This is a genomic window from Variovorax sp. E3, assembly GCF_016082275.1.
GTDB lineage: Bacteria > Pseudomonadota > Gammaproteobacteria > Burkholderiales > Burkholderiaceae_C > Variovorax.
Map to the genome: position 1 here is coordinate 84,866 of NZ_MOWM01000005.1, position 24,783 is coordinate 109,648.

At 69.4% G+C, this 24,783-nt stretch carries 19 protein-coding genes, 4 pseudogenes and 2 riboswitches; of the genes and pseudogenes, 17 read left to right on the plus strand and 6 right to left on the minus strand.

From position 1 onward, the window contains the following. Positions 1–20: 20 nt before the first annotated feature. Positions 21–911, minus strand: coding sequence for a dTDP-4-dehydrorhamnose reductase (rfbD, locus tag BMG07_RS03225; protein ID WP_198083303.1), 891 nt, complete (start codon positions 909–911; stop codon positions 21–23). Then, the gene (gene rfbB / locus BMG07_RS03230; protein WP_198083305.1) at positions 908–1,978 is read right to left on the minus strand and encodes a dTDP-glucose 4,6-dehydratase; all 1,071 of its coding nucleotides are present in this window, start codon (positions 1,976–1,978) and stop codon (positions 908–910) included. The genes rfbD and rfbB overlap by 4 nt, the downstream gene beginning before the upstream one ends. A 152-nt stretch (positions 1,979–2,130) precedes the next feature. Then, a riboswitch (glycine riboswitch) is annotated at positions 2,131–2,231 on the plus strand. Between the two features lie 7 nt (positions 2,232–2,238). Then, positions 2,239–2,358, plus strand: a riboswitch (glycine riboswitch). Between the two features lie 94 nt (positions 2,359–2,452). Here rfbB and BMG07_RS03235 point away from each other — a divergent pair. Next, positions 2,453–3,754, plus strand: coding sequence for a D-amino acid dehydrogenase (locus tag BMG07_RS03235; RefSeq protein WP_198083306.1), 1,302 nt, complete (start codon positions 2,453–2,455; stop codon positions 3,752–3,754). Between the two features lie 27 nt (positions 3,755–3,781). Here BMG07_RS03235 and BMG07_RS03240 read toward each other — a convergent pair. From BMG07_RS03240 to BMG07_RS03250, 3 genes and pseudogenes are all read right to left on the minus strand, one after another. Continuing rightward, a pseudogene (locus tag BMG07_RS03240) lies at positions 3,782–5,061 on the minus strand (FIST C-terminal domain-containing protein). Positions 5,062–5,106: 45 nt separating this feature from the next. Further along, positions 5,107–5,874 carry a PhaM family polyhydroxyalkanoate granule multifunctional regulatory protein gene (locus BMG07_RS03245; protein WP_198083307.1) on the minus strand — a complete coding sequence of 256 codons (768 nt, stop codon included), beginning with the start codon at positions 5,872–5,874 and terminating at the stop codon, positions 5,107–5,109. A 91-nt stretch (positions 5,875–5,965) separates the two neighbouring features. Continuing rightward, positions 5,966–7,411, minus strand: a complete 1,446-nt coding sequence (locus BMG07_RS03250; protein WP_198083308.1) for a PLP-dependent aminotransferase family protein — start codon at positions 7,409–7,411, stop codon at positions 5,966–5,968. Between the two features lie 120 nt (positions 7,412–7,531). Between BMG07_RS03250 and BMG07_RS03255 the strand changes: the two genes are divergently transcribed. From BMG07_RS03255 to BMG07_RS03305, 11 genes and pseudogenes are all read left to right on the plus strand, one after another. Beyond that, complete coding sequence (locus BMG07_RS03255; protein WP_198083310.1) at positions 7,532–8,131, plus strand: LysE family translocator; 600 nt, start codon at positions 7,532–7,534, stop codon at positions 8,129–8,131. Continuing rightward, positions 8,128–9,095, plus strand: a pseudogene (locus BMG07_RS03260) (DMT family transporter). Before BMG07_RS03255 ends, BMG07_RS03260 begins: the two are co-directional and overlap by 4 nt. A 170-nt stretch (positions 9,096–9,265) precedes the next feature. Then, on the plus strand, positions 9,266–10,468 hold the full coding sequence (locus tag BMG07_RS03265; RefSeq protein ID WP_198083312.1) for a PLP-dependent aminotransferase family protein: 1,203 nt from the start codon (positions 9,266–9,268) through the stop codon (positions 10,466–10,468). 8 nt (positions 10,469–10,476) lie between these two features. Further along, on the plus strand, positions 10,477–11,100 hold the full coding sequence (locus BMG07_RS03270; protein ID WP_198083313.1) for a DJ-1/PfpI family protein: 624 nt from the start codon (positions 10,477–10,479) through the stop codon (positions 11,098–11,100). A 50-nt stretch (positions 11,101–11,150) separates the two neighbouring features. Continuing rightward, the gene (locus BMG07_RS03275; RefSeq protein ID WP_198083315.1) at positions 11,151–11,795 is read left to right on the plus strand and encodes a LysE family translocator; all 645 of its coding nucleotides are present in this window, start codon (positions 11,151–11,153) and stop codon (positions 11,793–11,795) included. Positions 11,796–11,805: 10 nt separating this feature from the next. After that, on the plus strand, positions 11,806–12,642 hold the full coding sequence (locus BMG07_RS03280; RefSeq protein ID WP_198083317.1) for a PhzF family phenazine biosynthesis protein: 837 nt from the start codon (positions 11,806–11,808) through the stop codon (positions 12,640–12,642). A gap of 38 nt (positions 12,643–12,680) precedes the next feature. Then, complete coding sequence (locus BMG07_RS03285; RefSeq protein ID WP_198083319.1) at positions 12,681–13,322, plus strand: glutathione S-transferase family protein; 642 nt, start codon at positions 12,681–12,683, stop codon at positions 13,320–13,322. A gap of 134 nt (positions 13,323–13,456) precedes the next feature. Further along, positions 13,457–14,379: pseudogene (locus BMG07_RS03290) on the plus strand (PhzF family phenazine biosynthesis protein). Positions 14,380–14,396: 17 nt separating this feature from the next. Then, positions 14,397–15,089, plus strand: a complete 693-nt coding sequence (locus tag BMG07_RS03295) for a VOC family protein (RefSeq protein WP_198083321.1) — start codon at positions 14,397–14,399, stop codon at positions 15,087–15,089. Positions 15,090–15,094: 5 nt separating this feature from the next. After that, entirely contained in the window at positions 15,095–15,727 is a 633-nt protein-coding gene (locus BMG07_RS03300) for a LysE family translocator (RefSeq protein WP_198083323.1), read from the plus strand. 43 nt (positions 15,728–15,770) lie between these two features. Then, complete coding sequence (locus BMG07_RS03305; RefSeq protein WP_198083324.1) at positions 15,771–16,742, plus strand: threonine dehydratase; 972 nt, start codon at positions 15,771–15,773, stop codon at positions 16,740–16,742. A gap of 283 nt (positions 16,743–17,025) precedes the next feature. Here BMG07_RS03305 and BMG07_RS03310 read toward each other — a convergent pair whose 3' ends face one another. Next, on the minus strand, positions 17,026–17,856 hold the full coding sequence (locus tag BMG07_RS03310) for a creatininase family protein (protein WP_198083326.1): 831 nt from the start codon (positions 17,854–17,856) through the stop codon (positions 17,026–17,028). A 452-nt stretch (positions 17,857–18,308) separates the two neighbouring features. On the opposite strand from BMG07_RS03310, the gene BMG07_RS03315 reads away from it, so the two are divergent. The 5 genes and pseudogenes from BMG07_RS03315 to pgaD all read left to right on the plus strand — a co-directional run bounded on the left by BMG07_RS03315 (position 18,309) and on the right by pgaD (position 24,722). Next, positions 18,309–19,406, plus strand: a complete 1,098-nt coding sequence (locus BMG07_RS03315) for a hypothetical protein (RefSeq protein WP_198083327.1) — start codon at positions 18,309–18,311, stop codon at positions 19,404–19,406. After that, a complete protein-coding gene (locus BMG07_RS03320; RefSeq protein ID WP_198083329.1) occupies positions 19,331–20,746 on the plus strand; it encodes a hypothetical protein in 1,416 nt (471 codons plus the stop codon). The genes BMG07_RS03315 and BMG07_RS03320 overlap by 76 nt, the downstream gene beginning before the upstream one ends. Beyond that, positions 20,746–22,743, plus strand: a pseudogene (gene pgaB, locus BMG07_RS03325) (poly-beta-1,6-N-acetyl-D-glucosamine N-deacetylase PgaB); the annotation flags it as partial. The gene BMG07_RS03320 and the pseudogene pgaB, both read left to right, overlap by 1 nt. 124 nt (positions 22,744–22,867) lie before the next feature. Further along, positions 22,868–24,145, plus strand: a complete 1,278-nt coding sequence (pgaC, locus tag BMG07_RS03330; protein ID WP_198083366.1) for a poly-beta-1,6-N-acetyl-D-glucosamine synthase — start codon at positions 22,868–22,870, stop codon at positions 24,143–24,145. Beyond that, complete coding sequence (gene pgaD / locus BMG07_RS03335; protein ID WP_198083331.1) at positions 24,135–24,722, plus strand: poly-beta-1,6-N-acetyl-D-glucosamine biosynthesis protein PgaD; 588 nt, start codon at positions 24,135–24,137, stop codon at positions 24,720–24,722. Before pgaC ends, pgaD begins: the two co-directional genes overlap by 11 nt. Positions 24,723–24,783: the final 61 nt, after the last annotated feature.

The window sequence follows — 24,783 nt, forward strand, 5'->3', positions numbered from 1 at the left end:
ATTTGTTCTTTGCGAGTGAGTCAGAGCGTTTCGCGCAGCATGCGCGCAACGCCGTTTTGCCAAGGAGGCATGGTCAGATCGAAAGTGGTTTCCAGCTTCGCGGTGTCGAGGCGCGAGTTGTGCGGCCGCGTCGCGGGCGTTGGAAATGCGCTCGTCGGAACGGCCTCCACGGCCTCGGCCTGCGCCTTGAGCTCCACGCCGGCCTGACGGGCCTCCTCGAGAACGAAACGCGCATAGCCGTGCCAGGTGGTTTCCCCGCTCGCCACGGCGTGGTAGATACCAGCCTTGGCAGAGTCCTTCAACGTGGCCCGGATGGCATGCGCGGTGATATCGGCAAGCAATTCGGCGCCCGTAGGCGCACCAAACTGATCGTTGATGACCGTGAGGCGGTCGCGCTCTTTGGCAAGCCGCAGCATGGTCTTGGCAAAGTTTCCGCCTCGCGCCGCATATACCCAGCTCGTTCGAAAAATAAGGTGCCTTGCGCAGTTGCCGGCGACCAATTGCTCACCTTCGAGCTTGGTCCGGCCGTAGACGCTAAGAGGACCCGTGGCATCGGCCTCTTTCCAGGGCGCGCTGCCGCTGCCATCGAACACGTAGTCGGTGGAGTAATGCACGATCAGCGCGCCAACGCGCTGCGCGGCCTCGGCAAGAACACCGGGGGCCGTGGCATTGAGCTTTCGAGCGAGCTCAGGCTCGCTTTCGGCCTTGTCGACTGCAGTGTGAGCCGCGGCATTGACGATGACGTCAGGCCGCAGCTTCATCACGGTATCCGCCAGTTGCGCCGGGCTGCTGAAATCGGCATGAAAGTCGGTGCTCGCAGAGCCGAGCGCAATCAGCTCGCCCAGCGGAGCCAGGCTGCGCTGCAGCTCCCATCCGACCTGTCCGCCTTTGCCCAGCAGCAGCAACTTCATGCCGCGGCCTTCGCGTCGTACTGCTTCTCCACCCACTCGCGGTATGCGCCGCTTTGCACGTTGCTCACCCAATCGCCGTTGGCCAGGTACCACTCGACGGTCTTGCGAATGCCGGTGTCAAAAGTCTCGGCCGGCTTCCAACCGAGTTCGCGCTCGAGCTTGCGCGCATCGATCGCGTAGCGACGGTCGTGACCCGGGCGGTCGGTGACGTAGCTGATCTGCTCCTTGTACGGCTTGGCGTCGGCGCGGGGACGCAGTTCGTCGAGCAGCGCACAGACCGTGTTCACGATCTCGATGTTCGGCTTCTCGTTCCAGCCGCCCACGTTGTAGGTCTCGCCCAGGCGGCCAGCCTCCAGCACGCGGCGGATGGCGCTGCAGTGGTCCTTCACATAAAGCCAGTCGCGCACCTGCATGCCGTCGCCGTACACGGGCAGGTTCTTGCCGGCCAGCGCGTTGACGATCATCAAGGGAATGAGCTTCTCGGGGAAATGGAACGGGCCGTAGTTGTTCGAGCAATTGGTGGTGACCACCGGCAGGCCGTAGGTATGGTGCCAGGCGCGCACCAGGTGGTCGCTGGCGGCCTTGCTGGCCGAGTACGGGCTGTTCGGCTCGTACTTGTTCTCTTCGGTGAAGGCGGGGTCGGTCTTCGACAGCGAGCCGTAGACCTCGTCGGTCGACACGTGCAGGAAACGGAAGGCGGCCTTCTGGTCGACCGGCAGCGCGCTCCAGAAACCTCGCACCGATTCGAGCAGGCGGAAGGTGCCGAGCACGTTGGTCTGCACGAAGTCTTCCGGGCCATGGATCGAGCGGTCGACGTGCGATTCCGCCGCGAAGTTCACCACGGCGCGCGGCTTGTGTTCGGCCAGGAGGCGGTCGATCAGCGCGCTGTCACCGATATCGCCTTGCACGAAGATATGCTTCGGGCTGCCCTTGAGCGACGCGAGGGTCTCCAGGTTGCCGGCGTAGGTGAGTTTGTCGAGATTGACGACCGGCTCGTCGTTCCGAGCGATCCAGTCGAGTACGAAATTGGCGCCAATGAAGCCTGCGCCGCCGGTTACCAGAATCATGGGGTCTCCCGCGAAATGTCTTGTCTGTTGACCGCCTTATGACAGTCTTCCGGGCATTATCCCATCGGCCATGTGTTTCAAGACGCGTCCAGAACCGGGCTTCATGACGAGCTCGTGAAGGACTTGGCGCCCACCAAACCCGCGCCTACAATCCCCCCAATGCAGGAGAGCGGGCCACCCAGGTGGCCCCACCGAAGGCGCAAACTCCCATAAACGCTCAGGTCGGCCCGAACAAGGGGTCTGTACTGCATCAACTGAAACGAAAGCCGTCTGGAGAGCCATCACACCGCCCAACGTGGTCGTCGTGATGCACCGAAGGAGCAAACCCTCTGCGGGCGCAGCGGGTGAATCTCTCAGGTACCGAGGACAGGGGGAGCGGCAACTTGGACAGCGGTCGTCCGGTTGCCTGCTATTGAAAAAGTAGCATTAAAACCACACCCGCCGTTCAAGCGCTGCACCTCAAAGGTACTTGCAATGCGCGTGATCGTTCTTGGCGCCGGCCTGCTCGGCGTGACTTCGGCTTATTACCTCCAGCAACTCGGCCACGATGTGACCGTGATCGACCGGCAGGCCACCCCCGCCGCCGAAACCAGCTTCGCCAACGGCGGGCAGATCTCGGTCAGCCATGCCGAGCCCTGGGCCAACCCCAGCGCACCGCTCAAGGTGCTGCAATGGCTGGGCAAGGAAGACGCCCCGCTGCTCTTTCGCATCCGCGCCGACATGCGCCAGTGGCTCTGGGGCCTGCAATTTCTGCGCGAATGCACGCCGTCGCGTACGCGCCACAACATCGAACAGATCGTTCGTTTGGGCACATACAGCCGCGAGATGTTGCAGCAATTGCGCCGCGACACCAATCTGGCCTACGACCAGCGCACCCAGGGCATCCTGCACTTCTATACGACGCAGAAAGAATTCGACGGCGCCCTCGCGCCCGCTGAGCAGATGCGCGCGCTGGGCTGCGAGCGCCAGGTCATCTCGGCCGACGAGGCCGTGAAGATCGAGCCCGCCCTCGCCCACATCCGCCCGAAGCTCGCCGGCGCCACCTACACGGCCGAGGACGAGTCGGGCGACGCCAACCGCTTCGCGCGCGAGCTGTCCCGCCTCGCGGCCAAGGCCGGCGTGAAGTTCCTGATGAGCCACAACATCACCGCCCTGCGCGAAGCGGGCGGCAGCATCGACCACGTCGAAGTCACCGACAGCGAAGGCCGTTTCCAGCGCATCCGCGGCGACGCCTTCGTGATGGCGATGGGTTCGCTGAGCCCGCTGCTCGCGGCGCCGCTGGGCATTCGCCTGCCGATCTACCCGGCCAAGGGCTACTCGGTGACGCTGCCCGTCAAGGACGCATCGAAGGCCCACCAGGTCTCGCTGACCGACGACGAATTCAAGCTGGTGTTCTCCCGCTACACCTCGGCGTCGGGTGACCGCCTGCGCATCGCCGGCACCGCCGAGCTCAACGGCTACGACCGCGACCTGAACCAGGTGCGCTGTGAAGCCATCGTGCGCCGTGTCGAAGAATTGTTCCCCGGCGCCGGCGACACCACGCGGGCCCAGTTCTGGACCGGCCTGCGCCCCGCCACGCCGAGCAACGTGCCGCTGATCGGCAAGACGAAACTGCCGAACCTGTTCCTGAACACGGGCCACGGCACGCTCGGCTGGACGCACGCCTGCGGCTCGGGCAAGTCGATCGCGCGGATCGTGAGCGGACTGGCACCGGAAGTCGATTTCGCGTTCACCGGCATGCCGGCACCGCAGCCGCGCGTACTGCAACCGGCTTGATCGAACGAGCGACCAGCCGCTGTTCGCTCAGTCGTTGCCGGTAAACACTGTCAGCACCCCCGTATACCCATACAGGTGGTGCCGAGCGATTTCCCCGGCGGCAAAAAAACCGACCAGCGGCACGTCGCCCAGCGCGTGCCGCACGATCTGCAATTCGGCGCCCGGCGCGCCGAAGTGCGGACCGCCGCGCCCCGAGCAGCTCACGTACACCGCCCCGGCAATGCGCCGCGCCGGGTGCGGCGCCGCCTCGGCCTCGCCCGCCGCCACGGCGCGCGCGGTGGCCAGCGTCTGCTCTTCGGGCTCCAGTTCTTCGCGGATCTCGGCGCAGATGCGCATCAGGTCGGCCCGCGCAGCCTGCGCATTGCGCCGGCAGAAGGTCAGCCGCATGCCGGCCTCGGCCGTGTCCGCGATGGCGATGCCGCGCCGCGTCGGATCGAGCCCGATGATGTGGCGCACCAGCACGTCGGCGCCCAAATCGCCGGTGCGGCGGATGCCGTCGCTGCCCGCGTCGGCCAACCCCACCAGCGTGTTGCGCACGGCGTCGATGGCTTCCTGCGGCCGCTCGAGCGACACCTGCAGGTCGGCCAGCAGCACGTCGAGCGCGGGCTCGCCGTCGAGCTTGAGCAACAGGTTGCCGTCGGCCTCGGTGATCTCGCGCTCGCGCACCGCGCCCGAGCGCAGCGGCTGGCAGCCCTGGGTGACACGCGACACCAGCCGCACGCCCTCGCCGAACACCACGCCCGACAAGCCGCCTGAAAACACGCCGCCCGCGGCGCCCTGCCCGCGGATGTTGCCGTTGCCGCCGACCGCGAACTGCAGCGCGCTGCCGCGACCCGACGACAACCCGCCGAACAGGTAGCCGGTGTCGGTGCGGCCCGCCATCTCGGCGATCAGCTCGGTCAAATCGGGGGTGGCCGGGTCGGCGTGCACGAGGGCGGTGTGCGCCTCGAAACCGCTCATTTCGGAGTTGCCCAGCGGCGCCACGCCCGAGAACACGCGGTACTGGTCGCTCGGCAGCGCGCAGAGCATCAGGGTCATGCCTGGCTCGTCGAAATATTCGGCGTTGTTGGCCGACACGCCGACGCCGACGGTACCCGACCAGTCGGTCACCTCGGGCAGTTCGGCGCTCAGGTGGTCGAGGATGTCCTGCGCCTCGGAGGCGTAGTGGTCGGTGATGTAGAGCAGCCCGAGCGTCGGCGCGACGCGTAGTCGGGCAGCGCCATCTGTGCGCGCAACTGGGCCAGCACGAGGCCGGCGGCCATGCGCCATTGCGGGTGGGTGGCATGGCCGGAGGGAAACAGTTTCATGATGCGTGCCAACCCGTTCTCTTCCAAAAATATAGGGGTATGACGTCAGCGCCGGCCGGAGGTTCGCTTGCGCGCGGCGGCGGTGGTCGACGTCTTCTTCTTGGCGGCCGGGGCCGCCGTTTTCCTTGTTGCGGCAGGCGCCTTCTTGACGGCCGGCTTGCCGCCCATCACCTTGCCGACCGCGTCGGCCAGCGGCTGGGCCATGGCCGGCACTTTCAGCTGCGCCGCGTCCTGCAGCGCCGAGCTGGCGATCTGCTGGAACTGCTCGGTCAGCGAGCCCCACCACTGCATCGGGTCGACCACGCCGTCGGCGGCCTTCGATTTGGCCGAGGCGGTCTTGCCGCGCGCCTTCTTCGGCGCCGGCGCTTCCCCGACGGGCGCCTCGTCTTCGTCCTCGACCTCGACCTCTTCAGGCTCGGGTTCGGGCGCCGCCGCCGCAGCAGCGGCGGGCGCGGGGGCCGCTGCAGCGGGCGCCATCGCCGCCGCCTGCTTGGTGAACGCGCTGGCGATGTCTTCCATCCGAACGTTCATGCCGCGCAGCGTCGACAGCGTCATCTTCTGCACCTCGAGCGCCTGGATGGTCGCCTTGAGCGCATGGCCGTTCTGCTCGAGCCAGTACTGCACCGTCTTGAGCTCCTGGATGCGCTTGTCGACCTCCTCCACGCTCAGCGTGGGCGCCACCCAGCTCGCAAGGCTCGGAATGCCGGGCACGGCGCCGGCACCCGAACCGGCGGCACCGCCGGCCAGGTTCTTCAGGAAGTCGAATCCGGGGACGAACTGGCTGAAGTCGAAGGGCTTGCTGGCGTTGCTCATGCGGGAGGTCTCCTGGGAGGGTTTTCTTGTGTTCCCAGCTTACTCCAAGCCTTTGCCATTGCGCCTGACCGGCGCGGGCTTTTACCGACGGTCAGAGCCCGCCGCGAACCTTGCTGAAAACCTTCCAGAACGTGGCGTCCTGCGAGGTCGCGAAGTTGATGCGCATCATGGTGCTCGGCGGCCGGCGCGCATGGAACAGCGAGCCCGGCGCCAGCAGGTAGCCCTGGTCGAGCATGCGCTGCGTGAGCGCGTCGGTGTCCACGCCGGTGTCGACCCAGCCGAACAGCCCCGCCGGCTCCGACGCGAAGGTGCAGCCGTGCGACATGGCCAGCTTCACCGCCCGCCCGCGCGCCCCGTCGAGCCGGATGCGCACGCGCTCCGAATGCCGGCGCAGTTGCCCCTGGTCGATGCACCACGACAGCGCCCGCTCGAACAGCGTAGGCGAGGTCAGCGTGGCCAGCAGCTTGGTCTCCAGCAGCCGCTCCTTCAGCGCCGGCGGCGCGGCCAGGAAGCCGATGCGCCAGTTGGGCGCCAGGATCTTGGCGAAGCCGCTCACGTAGATGGTGCGCTGCAGTCCGTCGAGCGCGCTGAGCCGCGTGGCGTGCTCGGGCGCGAGGTGGCTGTAGGTGTCGTCCTCGACGATGTGGAAGTCGTGCTCGTTGGCCAGCTGCAGCACGCGGTGCGCGCTGCCCGGCGTGAGGCTGTAGCCGGTCGGGTTGTGCAGCACGCTCACGCTCACGAACAGCTTGGGGCTGTGCAGCTTGCAGTACTGCGCCATCACCTCCAGGTCGGGCCCGTCGGCGCGGCGCGGCACCGGCAGGATGCGCATGCCCAGCGCCTCGAGCCGCGCGAATTCGAGCGCCCAGCCCGGCTCCTCGACCATCACCGGGTCGCCCGCGCGCAGCAGCGTGCGGCTCACGATGTCCAGCGCATGCGTGGCGCCGATGGTGGTCACGATCTGGTCGGGCGAGGCCGGCACGTTGATGCCCACCAGCTTCTGCGACAGGCTGCGCCGCAGGCTCATGTCGCCGGCCGGCTCACCGTACTGGAGCGACAGCTCCTGCAGCGCGGCTGTACTGGTCATGCGCCGCACGGCGGTGGGCATGAAGGTCGACGACATCCAGTCGGGCGGGAACACGCCCATGCCCGGCTGCGGCTTGTCGCTCGGCCGGTGGAACATGCTGCGGATCAGCGAGCTGGCGTCGGCCGGTACACGCGAGGCCATCATCTGCACAGCGATTGCCGCAGGCATGCCGCTCACGCCGTTGGCGTCGGTGCCGTGGGCCGGGCGGCCGTCCTGTACTGGCGCCGAATCGCGCACGTAGAAGCCGCGCTGCCGGCGGGCCTCGACCAGCCCCTGCGCCAGCAGCTGGTCGTAGGCCGCCACCACCGTGTACGGGCTCACCCCCTGCTGGCGCGCGCATTCGCGCACCGAAGGCAGCCGGGCGCCGGGCGGCAGCAGCCGGGTGCGGATGCGCTCGGCCAGGCGGTCGGCCAGTTGGCCGGTGAGCGACTGGGTGGAGGTTCTTGTCAGCATGCGTGAGCGCCCCAGAAGAGCCGCAGGGGCTCTGTGCCGAAGGATTGACCAATACAGATTGCCCGTTTGTTCGACTATCTGTACTGGCACTGTAATGGTCCCGAGTTTAGAGTGTGTGTCATGAACTGGCAAGAATTCACCGCGCTGCTGGTGCTGGCCACGGCGATGAGTTTCTCGCCCGGTCCCAACACCACGCTCTCGACAGCCCTGGCGGCCAACGGCGGCCTGCCGCGCGCGATGCGCTTCGTGGTCGCGGTGCCGGTCGGCTGGACGCTGCTGCTGGTGCTGTGCGCCGCCGGCATCGGCGCGCTGGTGGTGGCGGTGCCGCCGCTGCGCGTGGCCATCAAGGCGCTGGGCATCGGCTACCTGCTGTGGCTGGCCTACAAGTTGAGCGGCAGCGCCACGCTCGGCAGGGCCGACAGCGCCAATCTCTCGGTCGGCTTCGGCCAGGGCGTGATGCTGCAGTTCGTCAACATCAAGGCCTGGCTGCTGGCGCTCACGCTCGTGGCCGGCTGGATCGCCGGACAGCCCGACGCGCTGCGCCGCTTCGCCATCGTGGCGCCGGTGATGCTGTTCTTCGCCTTCACCAGCAACTTCGCCTATGCGCTGGTCGGCGCGCTGCTGCGCGAGTGGCTCTCCAAGGGCAAGCGGCTGCTGTGGTTCAACCGCGCGATGGGCCTGGTGCTGGTGCTCACGGCGTGGTGGATGGTGAGCGTATGAAGCCGGGCATCAAGGACGAGACGCTGGGCATGTGGCTCGGGGTGATCGGCGTGGCGCTGTTCGCGGTCACGCTGCCGATGACGCGGCTGGCCACCGGCACGCAGGCCGCGCCGCAGCTGTCGCCGTGGTTCGTCACGCTCGGGCGCGCGGCGCTGGCCGGCGTGCTGTCGGCCGTGTTCCTGCTGGTCACGCGCTCGCCGCGCCCCGCCGCGCACCAGTGGCGGCCGCTGGGCATGGCGGTGCTGGGCAACGTCGTCGGCTATCCGCTGCTGCTGGGCTATGCGCTGCGCGTGGTCACGGCCAGCCATGCGGCGGTGGTGACGGCGCTGCTGCCGCTGGTGACCGCGGCCGTGGCGGCCTGGGTGCTGCACCAGCGCGCGCGGCTCGGCTTCTGGCTCTGCGCCGTGGCGGGCAGCCTGCTGGTGGTGGCGTTCTCGGTGCTGCGCGCGAGCCAGACCGGGCACGGCTTCGGCTTCGAGTGGGCCGACCTGCTGCTGGTCGGCGCGGTCATCGCGGCCTCGTTCGCTACATCTACGGCGCACAGGTCACGCCGTCGCTGGGCGCCGAGCGCGTGATCTGTTGGGTCTGCGTGATGGCGCTGCCCGTCACGCTGCCGGCCACGCTGGCGCTGTGGCCGCGGCAACCCATTGCCACCTCGGCCTGGCTGGGCTTCGTCTACGTCGGCATGTTCTCGATGTGGATCGGCTTCTTCGCCTGGTACCGCGGCCTGGCGCTGGGCGGCGCGCTGCGTGTGAGCCAGACGCAACTGCTGCAACCGTTCCTGTCGATCCTCGTGTCGATCCCGCTGCTGGGCGAGCCGCTGGACGTGGTGACGCTGGGCTTCGCCATCGCGGTGGTGGCCACGGTGGTCGTCGGCAAGCGGCTGTCGCAGCCGCAACAGGCCGCACATGCGGCACCGGCCGCCGTGCTTCCCGCCGGCGCCGCCAGGTCCGGGAGAAGCTGATGTTCTGCCATGTCACCGCCGGGCCTGCGCCCACGCTGCGGCCAGGGCCATTACCGTTACCGCGCTTACCCGCGCGCCCCGGACGGCAACAAAATCCACGCTGTGCACGGTCACGACACCGCGCCCCTATTGCTTGACTTGAATCACCTCACCGACTGAAAGAAGACCCCATGAACTGGAAACTCGCCGCACGCGCCGCAAAGATGAACCCCTCGGTGCTGCGTGAAATCCTCAAGGTCACCGAGCGCCCCGGCATCATCAGCCTGGCCGGCGGCCTGCCCTCGCCCAAGACCTTCCCGATCCAGGCCTTCGCCGATGCCTGCGCCGAAGTGCTGCACAACGACGGCCAGGCCGCGCTGCAGTACGCCGCCAGCGAAGGCTACGCGCCGCTGCGCCAGGCCGTGGCCGACATGCTGCAGTGGAACGTCGACCCCTCGCAGGTGCTCATCACCACCGGCTCGCAGCAGGGCCTGGACCTGGTGGCCAAGGTGCTGATCGATCCGGGCAGCAAGGTGCTGGTCGAAACGCCCACCTACCTGGGCGCGCTGCAGGCCTTCGGCCCGATGGAGCCCAACCCGGTCGGCGTGGCTAGCGACGACGAAGGCGTGGTGGTCGAAGACCTCGTGGCCAAGGCCAAGGACGCGCGCTTCGTCTACCTGCTGCCCAACTTCCAGAACCCCACCGGCCGCACCATGACCGAGGCGCGCCGCGCCGCCGTGTCGGCCGCCGCAGCGGCAGCGGACCTGCCCATCGTCGAGGACAACCCCTACGGCGAACTCTGGTTCGACGAAGCCCCGCCGCTGCCGCTGGCCGCGCGCAACCCCGAGGGCGTGATCTACCTGGGCTCGTTCTCCAAGGTGCTGGCCCCCGGCCTGCGCCTGGGCTTCCTGGTGGCGCCGAAGTCGATCTACCCGAAGCTGCTGCAGGCCAAGCAGGCCGTCGACCTGCACACGCCGATCTTCACGCAGCGCATGGTCTCGGCCGTCATGAAGGACGGCTTCCTGGAGCGCCACGTGCCCACCATCCGCGCCCTGTACAAGCGCCAGCGCGACGCGATGATCGCCGCGCTGCAGCGCGAGATGAAGGGCCTGGACGTGAAGTTCAACGCCCCCAAGGGCGGCATGTTCCTGTGGGCGCGCCTGCCCGAGGGCATCGACACCGTGACACTGCTGCCCAAGGCGGTGGAGCGCAACGTGGCCTTCGTGCCCGGCGCGCCGTTCTACGCGGGCCAGGGCGATCCGCGCACGCTGCGCCTGTCGTTCGTGACGGCCAGCGTCGAGGAGATCGACACCGCCATCGCCGCGCTCGCGCAGACGCTGCGCGAAGAGCTCGCGCTGGTCGGCGACAAGAAGCTCGCCGCCGCGCAGATCTGAGCCGCGCCATGCACGTCGCCATCCTCACCTTCGACGGCTTCAACGAGCTCGACTCGCTGATCGCGCTCGGGGTGCTCAACCGCATCAAGACACCCGGCTGGCGCGTGACGCTGGCCTCGCCCAGCGCCACGGTCACCTCGATGAACGGGGTGACGGTGCATGCCACCTCCACGCTCGAAGCCGCCTGCGACGCGGACGCCGTGCTCGTGGGCAGCGGCATCCGCACGCGCGAGATCGCGAACGACGCCGCCATCATGGGCGTGCTGCGCAAGCTCGACGCCTCGCGCCAGCTGATCGGCGCGCAGTGCTCGGGCACGCTGCTGCTCGCCAAGCTCGGCCTGCTGGGCACGGTGCCCGCGTGCACCGACCTCACGACCAAGCCGTGGGTGCAGGAAGCCGGCATCGAGGTGCTCAACCAGCCCTTCTTTGCCAGGGGCAACGTGGCCACCGCCGGCGGCTGCCTGTCGGCGCCCTACCTCGCGGCGTGGTTCATCGCGCGCAGCGAAGGCATCGAGGCGGCGAAAAGCGCGCTGCACTACGTCGCGCCGGTCGGCGAGAAAGACGACTACGTGACGCGCGCCCTCGGCAACATCGAACCGTACCTGCAACCGGCCGTGGCCGACGCCGCCTGACCCGGAACACAACGCAACGCAACGCGCCCACCACCACTAAAGACCTGACCATGATCGGCCTCGCGACCCTTTCGCTGTTCCTGCTGGCGGTGCTGGCGCTGTTCCTGTCGCCGGGCCCGAACATGGCCTTCGTGCTCTCGCACGGCGTGGCGCACGGGCCGCGCGGCGGGTTCGCGGCGGCGCTCGGCATCACGGCGGCCGACCTGGTGCACACGCTGTTCGCCGCCACCGGCGTCACCGCGCTGGTGGCCGCGTGGCCGCCCTCGTTCGACCTGCTGCGCTATGCGGGCGCGCTGTACCTGGTGTGGCTCGCGGCGCAGGCCCTGCGTAGCGGCATTGGCGGCGGTCTTCGCGTCGGCGCGCAGGCGCGGCCAGCTGGCTTCGGGCGCATCGTGCGCATGGCGCTGCTGAACAACCTGGTCAATCCGAAGGCGCTGCTGTTCTTCATGGTGTTCCTGCCGCAGTTCGTCGATCCGGCGCGCGGCAGCGTGCCGCTGCAACTGGTGCAGCTGGGCGTGGTGCTGTCGATGGCCGCGCTGGCCTTCAACACGCTGCTGGGCGCGTGCAGCGGACAGGTCGGGCGCTGGCTGCACAACCGCCCCGGCGCGGCGCGTTTCCAGAGCGGCCTGCTGGCGGCCGTGATGCTGGGGCTGGCCGTGCGCCTGCTTTTCCTCGACCGCCCTTCACCCCGCTGAAAAGGCGCCCATGAACGTCCTGAAAATCGCAGCCTTCTCCGATGGCGAGACGGGCGGCAACCCCGCCGGCGTCGTCATCGCGCACGCCCTGCCCAGCGCGGCGCAAATGCAGGCCACCGCCGCGGAAGTCGGCTTCTCGGAAACCGCGTTCGCCGCCCGCACGGACGACGGCCGCTGGCGCGTGCGCTATTTCGCGCCGCAGTCCGAAGTGCCGTTCTGCGGCCACGCGACCATCGCGCTGGGCGCGGCGCTGGCCATGCAGCACGGCGACGGTGTGTTCCCGCTCACCCTCAACCACGCGCAGATCACGGTCGAGGGCCGGCGCGAAGGCGGCGTGGTCGCGGCGGCGCTGCAGTCGCCGCCCACGCGCAGCGCCGCGGCATCGCCCGACATGAGCGCCGCCGCCATGGCCCTGTTCGACCTGAGCCCCGACGACCTCGACCCGCGCATTCCCGTCGCGCTGATCCACGGCGGCGCCGACCACGTGGTGCTGGCGCTGAAAAGCCGCGCCCGGCTGGCCGCCATGGCCTACGACTTCGAGGCCGGCCGCAAGCTCATGGCCGGTGCCGGGCTCGCCACCATGGTCCTCGTTCACGCCGAGGCGCCCCGGCTCTTTCACACGCGCAACCCCTTCGCGTCCGGCGGCGTCTATGAAGACCCCGCGACCGGCGCCGCCACCGCCGCGCTGGCCGGCTACCTGCGCGACCTCGCATGGCCGCACGGCGGCGCCATCGACGTGGTGCAGGGCGAAGACATGGGCATGCTGTCGAAGCTGCATGCCGACATTCCGCCCGCGCCGGGCAGCTCGATCCGCGTGTCCGGCACCGCGCGCGTCATGCCGGCGTGAGCCACCGACCGAATCAAGAAAGAAAAGGAAAACCGTTCATGCTCAATATCTGGGGCCGCATCAGCTCGATCAACGTCCGCAAAGTGGTGTGGTGCGCACAGGAACTCGGGCTCGACTTCCAGCGCACCGAGGCCGGCGGCAAGTTCGGCGTGGTGCAAACGCCCGAATACCTCGCGCTCAACCCGAACGCGATGGTGCCCACCATCGACGACGGCGAAGGCGCCGAGCGCGTGACGCTGTGGGAGTCGAACGTGATCGTTCGCTATCTCTGCGCCAGGCACTCGCACGGCACCTTCTACCCGAGCGAGCTGCCCGCGCGCTTCGACGCCGAGCGCTGGATGGACTGGCAGCAGACCACGCTCAACCGCGCGAGTCGCGACGCCTTCATCCAGTGGGTGCGCACGCCGCCGTCGGAGCGCCAGCCCGCGCTGATCGAGGCCTCGGTGCGCGAAAGCGAAGCGCTGTTCGCCATGCTCGACGCGCACCTCGCCACGCGCGCCTTCCTGGGCGGCGACAGCTTCACCATGGCCGACATTCCGGTCGGCTGCGAAGCGCACCGCTGGTTCGGCCTGCCGGCCGCGGAATACCGCCGGCCCAACTGGCCGAACGTCGAGCGCTGGTACGCCGACCTGCTTTCCCGCCCGGGCACGCGCGGCGTGCTCGACCTGAGCCTGGAATGACCCCCAGTCTTCGCGCACTTCGTGTCGCTTCGCCAACCCCCTTCCAGGGGGCAACACCAGTGGCCCGGCAAAGCCGGTTCCACGGTGTCCCCTCGACAGACATTGCTCTCTGACCCGATCCTCTCGAGTTACCCATGAAATCCCGCCCCTTCAAGCAAGTCGACGTCTTCACCGCCACGGCCTATCGCGGCAATCCGCTCGCCGTGGTCATCGACGGCAGCGACCTGGACGACGCCACGATGCAGCGCTTCGCGCAGTGGACCAACCTGTCCGAGACCACGTTCCTGCTGCCCCCGACCGAGCCCACCGCCGACTACCGCGTGCGCATCTTCACGCCCGGCGGCGAGCTGCCCTTTGCCGGCCACCCGACCATCGGCACCTGCCACGCGTGGCTGCAGGCCGGCGGCAAGCCCAAGGCGGCCGGCCGCGTGGTGCAGCAGTGCGGCGCCGGCCTGGTGCCACTGCGCCGCGAGGGCGAGCGCCTGGCCTTTGCCGCGCCGCCGCTCAAGCGCAGCGCGCCCAGCCCCTCGCTGCTGGCCAAGGTGGCCGGCGCGCTGGGCCTGAAGGCGCAGCAGATCATCGCGGCGCAGGTGCTGGACAACGGCCCGGTCTGGTTCGGCCTGCTGGTCAACGACGCCGACGCGTGCTGGCGCTCACGCCCGACCACCGCGCGCTCAAGGAACTGGGCGTGAAGGCCGGCGTGGCGGGCGTGCCCACGGCCGTCGACACCTCGCCGCTGATCGGCCGCTCCAACCGCGAGGCCCGCGCCTTCGGCAACCGCCCGGCCGCCGAGTACAACGACGGCGCCAAGATCGACCTGGAGGTGCGCGCCTTCGCCGAGCCCGTGGGCGTGCAGGAAGACCCCGTCACCGGCAGCCTCAACGCGAGCCTGGCCGAATGGCTGATTGCCGACGGCCACATGCCCGATCGCTATCTCGCCGCGCAGGGCCAGTGCCTCGGCCGCGCCGGTCGCGTGTACATCGAGCGCGACGCCGACGGCACGATCTGGGTCGGCGGCGACGCCGTGACCTGCATCGACGGCCAGGTCACGCTGTAGTCGACGAAACGCCCGCCATGCTCGCGCAGCTCGACCACCTCGTGATCGCCGCCGCCTCGCTCGACGAGGGCGTGGCGTGGTGCGAAGCCACCCTGGGCGTCGTGCCCGGACCGGGCGGCACGCATCCGCTGATGGGCACGCACAACCGGTTGCTCCACATCGCGAGCGACGCGTTCCCGGCGGCCTACCTGGAGATCATCGCGATCGAGCCGGGCAAGCGGCCCTCGCGGCCCAAGACGCACCGCTGGTTCGACCTCGACGATGCCGCGCTGCAGGCCGGGCTCGCGCGGCACGGCCCGCGGCTGATCCATTTCGTCGCACGCGTGCCCGATGCCCACGCGGCCACGCGCGCACTGGCGCATGAAGAACATGCGCACATCGATCGCGGCCAGCTGCTCGAGGCCTCGCGCGACACGCCGGCCGGCCGGCTCGAGTGGCGCATCACCGTGCGCGACGACGGCCAGCGGCTGTTCTACGGCGCATTGCCCACGCTGATCCAGTGGGGGCCCGTGCACCCGACCGACGCCATGCCGAAGTCGGGCCTCGCGATGCGCGCGCTGCGCGCCGTGCACCCGCGCGCGCCCGCCCTCGCGGCGGCCTTGTCGGCCGTCGGCATGCAGGGCATGGCCGTCGATGCCGGCCCGCCCAATCTCATCGCCGTGCTCGACACGCCGCGCGGCCCCGTGACGCTCGAATCCAAAGGACTCTGACGACCATGCTGACCCTTACCGAAATCGCCTGGTTCGCCCTCGCCTCGCTGCTGCTGGCGCTCACGCCGGGGCCGAACATGATCTATTGCGTCTCGCGCACGCTGATCCAGGGGCGCCGCGCCGGGCTCATCTCGCTGGGCGGCGTGCTGGCGGCCTTCCTGGTGCATCTGTTCGCGGCGGCGCTCGGCCTCACGGCGCTGCTGCTGGCCGTGCCGCTCGCGTTCGATGCGATCCGCCTGGCCGGCGCGGCGTACCTGCTGTGGCTCGCGTGGCAGGCCGTCAAGCCCGGCGGCAACGCACCCTTCGAGGCGCGCGTGCTGCCGGCCGATCCGCCGGCCAAGCTGTTTCGCATGGGCTTTCTCACGAACCTGCTGAACCCGAAGGTGGCGATGTTCTACCTGTCGTTCTTTCCGCAGTTCATTCACCCCGAGCGCGGCTCGGTGCTGGTGCAGAGCATGCAGCTGGGCATGGCGCAGATGGCGAGCAGCGCGGTGGTCAACACGGTGATGATCGTCGGCGCCGCGAGCATCACGGCCGTGCTGTCGCAAAGCGCGGGCTGGCTGCGCGCACAGCGCTACATCATGGGCAGCGTGCTCGCCGCGCTGGCCGTGCGCGTGGCGCTGACCGAACGCAAGTAATCGAGCAAACAAGCAAGCCCGTCAACAAGACAAAGGACACGCCGTGAGGTTCACCCGCGAAGAGATCGAAGCCGCGCAACGCACCGTGCACGCCGCCATGCCGCCCACGCCGCAGTACGCCTGGCCGCTGCTCGCGCAGCGCCTGGGCGCCACGGTGTGGGCCAAGCACGAGAACCATACGCCGGCCGGCGCGTTCAAGATCCGCGGCGGGCTGACGTATTTCGAAACGCTGGCGCGCGAGCAGCCCGAGGTGCGCCACGCCATCAGCGCGACACGCGGCAACCACGGGCAGTCGGTCGGCTTCGCAACGCGGCGCCATGGGCTGGCCGCGACCATCGTGGTGCCGCGCGGCAACTCGACCGAGAAGAACGCCGCGATGCGCGCGCTCGGTGTCACGCTGATCGAGCACGGCGACGATTTCCAGGCCGCCTCCGAGCACGCGGCGGTGCTGGCCGAGCGCGACGGGCTGCACCGCGTGCCGTCGTTCCACCGCGAGCTGGTGCGCGGGGTGTCGACGGCGTATGTCGAGTTCTTCAGCGCGCTGTCGCCAACGCCGCCCGACGTGCTGTTCGTGCCCATCGGCCTGGGTTCGGGCTTCGCGGCTGCGGCAGCGGCACGCGCGCATTGCGGCGTGTCGACCCAGCTCATCGGCGTGGTGTCGGCGCACGCCACCGCGTACCGCGATTCCTTCCGCGCCGGCAAACCGGTGGACTCGCCCGTGACGACGCGGCTGGCCGACGGCATGGCCTGCCGCACGCCGGTGCCCGAGTCGGTCGAGGTGATCCTGCGCGAGGCCGACGACGTGATCACGGTGACCGACGACGAGATCGCCGAAGCCATGCGCATTCTTTTCAGCGACACGCACAACGTGGCCGAGGGCGCGGGTGCGGCGGCGTTGGCAGCGGCGCTTCAGCAGCAGGAGCGGTGGCGGGGCAAGACGGTGGGGATCAGCGTGAGCGGGGGCAATGTCGACTCGGACATGTTCGCGGGGGTACTTGCAGGTTCGGCTTCCTGATTGGGCGTTGTTGTTCAGGGCGTGTGCACAGGACACCGGGTATCTCCCTCCGCGAATGTCCCCCGGGCTTCGCCCTCCTCCTTTATTTCGCTGCGGGAGACACCCGATGCCCTATGCACGTGGGCACGCTGTCGGTGTGCGGCCGATCAACCAGTGCTCTGAAAACGCTCACGTCGGCGGTGTGCTCTGCGCAGCGAAATAAAGGAGGAGCCCGAAGGGCGGGGGACATTCGCGGAGCAGAGCACACCGTCGGCGTGAGCGCCCCACGAACCAAGCCTTCACGTCACGGCAGCGGCGCCGTATTCGCCGTGCTCAACGGCAACCTGGACACCTCGGCCAACAGCAAAGCCAACTGCTGCGCGGCCGCATCGATCACCGCCTGGCCATTGGCCGCGGTCGCCGCGGACGCATTGCCCGCCGCACCGTGCGCGTTGTAGTCCTCCATCGCCCAGCCGAGCTTGGCGCTCTTGCCGTTGCCGAGGATCGCGTAGTCAGCTGAACGCTGCTGCGACGTCGAGTCGAAGTTCCGCGCCTCGCCCATGCGCACGAGTTGCGGCGTGAGCGCCAGCATCATCGATGTCTCGATCTCGCCCGCGTGCACGCCGAAGCGGTGTTCGTGCGCGCTGAACCGCGCGCCCGCATCGCCCAACGGCAGGTTGAACCAGCTCACGCTGTAGACGATGAGCCCGTGCGCCGCGCGCAGCTCGCGCGCCACGATGTCCATCGCACCCACATGGCCGCCGTGCGCGTTGAACAGCACCAGCTTCTTCACGCCCGCGCGCGCCACGCCCGCGCCTATTTCGTTCCACATGCGGATCAGCGTCTCGGCCGACAGCGTGAGCGTGCCCGCGAAGCGTGCGTGCTCGGGGCTCAGGCCGATCTGTTGCGTGGGCAGGAACAGCACGGGCAGTTCAGGCGGCAGCAGCGGCAGCGACGCGGCCACGATGCCGTCGGCCAGCACCGTGTCCACGCCCAGGGGCAAATGCGGGCCGTGCTGCTCGGTCGCGCCCAGCGGCAATACCGCGACGGTGGCCGCCGCGTCGAGCCCCGCGAAATCGCGCGTGGTGAGCTGGGACCAGAAACGGGGCAACGAGGAGGCCGAAGGTGCATTCATCACGTGATCTTAGGCCGGGCGAGCCCCTGTTTCGAAGCGCCGTTGTCTGACAAAACTTGTCGAATGCAGCGCGAAAAACGCCAATCTGTTCACGTTTATAACCATTTCCTGGCACTTAAGTTTGCCTTTGTTAACACTTCTATCTAGAGTCGTTTCCAGAGTCAATTTTTATAGAGCCACCTGCCCGGCATGTCCGGGCCGGCGGCTCGGCTTTTGTCGCGGCGGCGGGCTGCACAAGAGGCGCATTCCAAGGGAGCAGAGTGTTCATCCAGAAAAAAGCTGGAGGCACTGTCACGGCTGGGCGTCCATCGGCGCTCGCCTGTGCTTTGTCTCGTCACCTCGAACATGCGGCACGAGGATTTCCACCGATCGTTTGCGCCCTGGTACTGGGTACCTCGGCCACGGCTTTTGCGCAGGCGCCTGTTGCAGTTGTCACACCCGCCGCGAACCCGGTGGTTACCTACGACGCGCAGCAGCACGACGCGCTGATCGTCGCGCGCCGCGCCGGCCGCATCGACGCCGCGCAGGCGCTGCAGCAACTGAAGGACTGGCTCGCGGGGCCGCTGGCCGATGCCGATCGCCGGCGCGTGGCGTCCGACGCTGTTGCCATCGCCGCGGCCGACAGCCAGTTCGCCGAAGCCGTCGCCCTGGCCCGCCAGGCGCCGCTCGCCACGCTGAACGACTACGCGCTGGGCCCGCTCGCACTGGCCGCGCGCCGCACGCACGACCTCGCCTTGCAGGGCGAGGCCATCGCGCTGTGGCGCGCGCGCCAGCCGAACGCCCGCGAGCCGCGCATCCATGAAGTCTTCTGGCGCCTCGACAGCGGCGACGTGGCGGGTGCGAAGGCCATCTACGACACCCTGGCCCGACAGCCCGCGCCGCAGATCGAAGACCGCGTGGCCCTGCTCGAACTGCGCGCCGCCGTGGCGCGCGCCGAGAAGCAACCGCTGCAAGCCTTCGCCGCCTACACCGAGGCCCGCGCGCTGCGGCCCGACCGCCCCGACCTGCGCCGCGAAGCCGACTTTCTGCTCGCCGACAGCGGCGCCGCGTCGACCGCGTTCGAGGACGCCGATGCCGCCGAGCGCGCACGGCCCGGCAGCTTTTCGCCGCTGGCCTTGTCCACGCTGCAGCAGCAGGCGCTGGCACAGCGGCTGCGCTGGGCCATCCAGGAGCGCGACCAGCGCCTGGGCGCGGCGCGCGTGGCGGCGCTTGACCGTGTGCTCGCCGACCAGGAAAGCGCGCTGACCCGGCTCGACGCATCCGCCGCCAAGGCCGCGCCGCAAGACGCCGACGCCTGGCGCGCCCTGCGCGTGCGGTTGCTGTCCGACCGCATGCTGGCGCTGGTCGAACGCGGCCGGCCCGCCGATGCCATTGCCCTTTACGACACGCTGCACGCGGCGGGCGCCGACCTGCCCTTCTACGGCCTGGGCGCCGCGGCCCGCGCGTCGCGCAGGAGCGCCGCTCGATCGATGCCGTGCCGCTGTACGAAGCGGCCGTGGCCAAGGGCGGCGCCGACCTGCCGATGCCCGACGACATCTATTTCGGCCTGATCTACGCCTACCAGGACACCGGCCGCTTCGAGGACGCCGAAGCGCTGCTGAAGCGGCTCGAAGAGGCCACGCCCGCGCTGATGCGCCTCACGCCCGAAGCCGGCCGGCCCAACGGCCAGTACACCGACGTGAGCGGCATGCGCGGCCTGCTGCAGCTCTACACCGACCGCGCGGCGCTGGCGCAGCAGAGCTTCTCGACGCTCACGCGCGAGGCGCCGCTGAACGCCGGCTACGCCTACGGGGCGGGCCAGACCGAGCGGCTGCGCGAACATCCCGAGGCCGCCGTGGCGCGCTTCGAGGCGCAGGCGGCCGACCAGCCCTACGACATCAGCGCGCGCGCCGGCCACATCGAAGCCCTGCTCGACGCCGGCGAATTCCGCCAGGCCCGCGAGCGCGCCGAGTCGCTCGCGGCCGACGTGCCCGAGACCGCCGAGCTGCGCGACGTGCAGCGCAAGCGGCGCGCCATCACGGGGCCCCGGCTCGATGTCGAGGCCGAAGCCTCGTCGGGCGGCGCCGCCATTGCCAACCACGAATGGCGCATCGACAGCCGGCTCAGCTCCGGCCTCATCGACGACCGGTGGCGCGTGTTCTACGACCAGACGCTGGGCCGTGGCACCACCGACATCGGCAACGCCAACTGGGCGCGCGGCGGCCTGGGCCTGAGCTGGCAGCAAGGCCGCTGGCTGGCCGAAGGCGTGCTGCAGCACGCCAACAGCGGCCCCTACCGCAACAGCGTGGCCGGCCGCATCGACTACCGCGCGAGCGACGCGTGGCGGCTGTCGGCCACCTACGACGGCGACAGCAAGGAGCTGCCGTGGAAGGCCCGCGTGACCGGCGTCGGCGCGCACGAGACCGGCGCCGGCGTGGGCTACGTGGTGAACGAATCGCGTCGCTTCGACCTGCAGTGGCAGCGCCTGGACTTCAGCGACGGCAACCAGCGCAACGGCCTGGAGCTGGGCTGGCGCGAACGCTGGGTGAGCACGCCGCGCTTCCAGCTCGAGACGCGGCTGGGCGCCGGCACCAGCCGGAGCCGGGACATCGACACGCCCTACTTCAACCCCTCCAGCGACACCACCGTGCAGCTCGCGGTGCGCGCGCAGTGGCTCAACTGGAAGCGCGACGACCGCCAGTTCTTCCAGGCCGTGGAACTCACCGGCGGCAACTACCGCCAGGCCGGCTTCGGCAGCGGCCCGCTGTGGAGCCTTCGCTACGAACACCGCTGGGACCTGGGCCCCAAGTTCACGCTGCGCTACGGCCTGAGCATTTCCGGCCATCCCTACGACGGCGCACGCGAACGGCAGCGCGGCGTCTTCCTGAACCTCTCGATGCCCCTGCAGTGATGCGAACGACGACAACGACAACCAACACCCCCGCGGCCTTCCTGCGCGCGGCCCTGCTGTGGCTGCTGCCGGCGCTGGCGCTTTCTCTGCTGCTGGCGCATTCCGCCTTCGCACAGCCGTTGCCGCCGGCCGATGCCAACGACGGCGTGACGTTTCGCGTGCTGTCCTTCCACGACGTGCGCACCGGCGTGCGCGCCAGCTTCGAGCACTCGCCCGACGAAACCGCCATCGACGACAGCACGCTGGCCGACGTGTTCGCCTGGCTGCAATACAACGGCTACCACCCGGTGAGCCTGCAGCAGATCGTCGATGCGCGCGCCGGCGGCAAGCCGCTGCCCGCGCAACCCGTGCTGCTGACCTTCGACGACGGCTACCGCAGCGCCTACACCAAGGTGTTCCCGCTGCTCAAGCGCTACAACTATCCCGCGCTGTTCGCGCTGGTGACGAGCTGGCTCGACGTGCCCGAAGGCCAGCTGGTTCACTGGGGCGACAAGCCCGCGCCGCGCGAGAACTTCCTGCTGTGGCCCGAAGTCGCCGAGATGGCGCGCTCGGGCCTGGTCGAGTTCGCGAGCCACACCGACGCGATGCACACCGGCGTGCTCGCCAACCCGCAGGGCAACATGCTGCCGTCGGCGGCCACGCACCGCTACGACGCAAAGACCGGCCGCTACGAAGACGACGCCACCTACGTGCGCCGCATCGAGACCGACCTGCGCCGCAGCCGCGAGATCATCGAAGCGCGCACCGGCGCCAAGGTGCGCGCCACCGTGTGGCCCTACGGCGCCTACAACACGGCCGCGCTGGAAGCCTCGAAGCGCGCGGGCATGCCCATCACCTTCACGCTCGACGACGGCGCCAACACGGGTGCCGTGCCGCTCACGCGCATCCGCCGCGCGCTGGCCGCCTACGACAACCAGGCGCCCGACTACGCGCAGCTGCTGCGCAGCCCGGTGGGCGGCGAGGTGCGCCCGGTCAACCGCGTGATGCACGTCGACCTCGACTACGTGTACGACCCCGACCCGGCCCAGCAGGAGCGCAACCTGTCGGCGCTGATCGACCGCGTGGCCGCCGTGCGCCCGCGCTCGGTGTTCCTGCAGGCCTATGCCGATCCCGACGGCGACGGCGTGGCCGACGCGATGTACTTTCCCAACCGCCACCTGCCGATGCGCGCCGACCTGTTCGGCCGCGCCGCATGGCAGCTGCGCACGCGCACCGGCGTGAAGGTCTACGCGTGGATGCCGGTCACGGCCTTCCGCCTGCCGGCATCGAACCCGCTCGCCACGCACACGGTGGTGGCGCAGGGCGGCAAGACGCCGGCCGACCGCTACCACCGCCTCACGCCCTTCGACCCCGCGGTGCGCGCGCTGGTCGGTGACATCTACGAAGACCTGGGCCGCCACACCTTCTTCGAGGGCGTGCTGTTCCACGACGACGCGACGCTGTCCGACGACGAGGACGCGAGCCCCGCCGCACTGGCCACTTACGCGCAGTGGGGCCTGCCGCCCGACGTGGCCGCGATCCGCGCCGACCCCGCGCTGACGGCGCGCTGGACCGCCGCCAAGACGCGCTACCTGATCGACTTCACGCACGAGCTGGCGGCGCGCGTGGGCGCCTGGCGGCCCGCGCTGGAAACCGCGCGCAACCTCTATGCGCGCCCGGTGCTCGAGCCGCAGGCCGAGCAGTGGTTCGCGCAGAACTACGAGGCCTCGCTCGCGGCCTACGACTACGTCGGGCTGATGGCCATGCCGCGCATGGAGCAGGAAGCCGATGGCGACGCGTGGCTCCAGCGCCTGGCGCGCCGCGCGGCCGACACGCCGCGCGGCCTCGACGGCACCGTGTTCGAACTGCAGGCGCGCGACTGGCGCACCGGCAAGCCCGTGGCCGATGCCGAACTGGCGCGCCAATGGACGCTGCTGCAGCGCGCCGGCGTGCGCCACCTGGGCTACTACCCCGACGACTTCCTGAACAACCAGCCCTCGCTCGACGTGGTGCGCCGGGCCATCTCGGTGCGCACCGTGCTGCCGCGCGCGCTGCAATCGTCGGCGGCCGCCTCGGCCAAGGCCGAGACCCCATCGCAAACGCCGACACCGCAAACGCCCCGGCGCAAGGAGAACGGTCGCCATGACCACCAGCCACTTCCTCGCGCAGACGCTGCCGTCGCTGCTGTTCGGCTTCGTCTTCTACTACCCCTTCTTCATGGCCTACGTGTGGATGGCCGGGGGCCTTTCGCATGCGTGGGTGTTCGAGCGCAAGCGCGACGTCGACGTCAACCCGCTCGATCTGCTGCCCTCGCGCCCGCTGGTGACGGTGGTCGTGCCTTGCTTCAACGAGGTGCCGCACCTGCGCGAAGTGATCGAACAGCTGATGCGCACGCGCTATCCGAACTACGAGGTGATTGCCGTGAACGACGGCAGCACCGACGGCACCGGCGAGCTGCTCGACCTGATGACCCAGGAGTACAGCCGTCTGCGCGTGATCCACAACGCCAGCAACCAGGGCAAGGCCGTCGGCCTGAACACCGCCTGCCAGCTGGCGCGCGGCGAATACATCCTGGGCATCGACGGCGACGCGCTGATCGACGAAGACGCCATTGCGTGGATGCTTCAGTCCATGCTGGCGTCGGAGCGCATCGGCGCGGTCACGGGCAACCCGCGCATCCGCACCCGCACCACGCTGCTGGGGCGCATGCAGGTGGGCGAGTTCTCTTCGATCATCGGGCTCATCAAGCGCTCGCAGCAGCTGGTGGGCACGCTCTTCACGGTGTCGGGCGTGATCGCGATGTTCCGCCGGCGCGCGGTGATCGACGTGGGCTTCTGGAGCCCCGACGTGCTGACCGAGGACATCGACATGAGCTGGAAGCTGCAGCTCGGCGGCTGGCAGCTGCGCTTCGAGCCGCGCGCGCTGTGCTGGATCCTGATGCCCGAGACCTTGCGCGGTCTCTGGAAGCAGCGCCAGCGCTGGGCCATCGGCGGCATCCAGACCATGCTGCGCAACACCACGCGCATTCTCCAGCCGCGCCACTGGCGCATGTGGCTGATCTACGTGGAGTACATGACGAGCGTGGTGTGGGCCTATGCGATGGCGGTGGTGCTCGTCATCAGCCTGGTGCGGCCTTTCTTGCCGACCGAGTCGGCCTGGCACTCGGCGCTGCTGCCGCACTGGCAGGGCACGCTGCTGGCCATGACCTGCATCCTGCAGATGCTGCTGAGCCTGTGGATCGATCGCCGCTACGACCGCGACCTGATGCGCTATTTCGCCGGAACGATCTGGTACCCGATCGCGTTCTGGACCATCACGATGGCGACCACCGTCATCGCCCTTCCCAAAGCCCTGATACGCCGGCGCGGCAAGCGCGCGGTGTGGACGAGCCCTGACCGAGGAGTTTCCGATGCCCCATGAGAAGACCCCCGTCTCCCACAGCCGCTTTCCCGAAGTGCACGACGACACGCCGCCGCCGAGCCGCCGCCGCTCCTGGGGGCAGCCCGAGGTGGAAGAACCGATCATCGATGCGGCGCGCATCTCGCTGCGCGCCTTCGGCAACGGCCGCTCGCCGCAGCGCACGATGGCCATGTATTTGTGGCTGCGCGTGCTGCGCCCGGCCGTCACCATCGCCATCTGGTTCTGCGCTATCTGGTATGCGTGGCCCTACGTGCTGGGCGCGCGCTCGCAGCCCGAGGTGCTGCACCTGCTGGGCCTGTACGCGGTGGTGATCGGGGTGATCCTGGTGTCGATGCTGGTGATGGCGCCGTGGCGCCGCCGCCAGCAGAAGCGCGAGGCGCCGCCGGACCAGGAACAGTCGTCGCTGTTCGCGCTGGCCTCGTACATCGAGGTGCCGCCCGCGCGCCTGTCGACCTGGCAGCGCACGCGCCAGCTGCTGGTGCACCACGACCACGACGGCCACCTGCGCGACGCGACCGACACCGCGCCGGGCACGCTGGAGCCCGAGCCGCTGCAGCGCGCGGCCGCGCGGCGCTGACCGAGCACTCAAGAGGGCCGCGCACCGGCGCTTACGGCCGCGTCCGTGCAGGGGTTTGGCG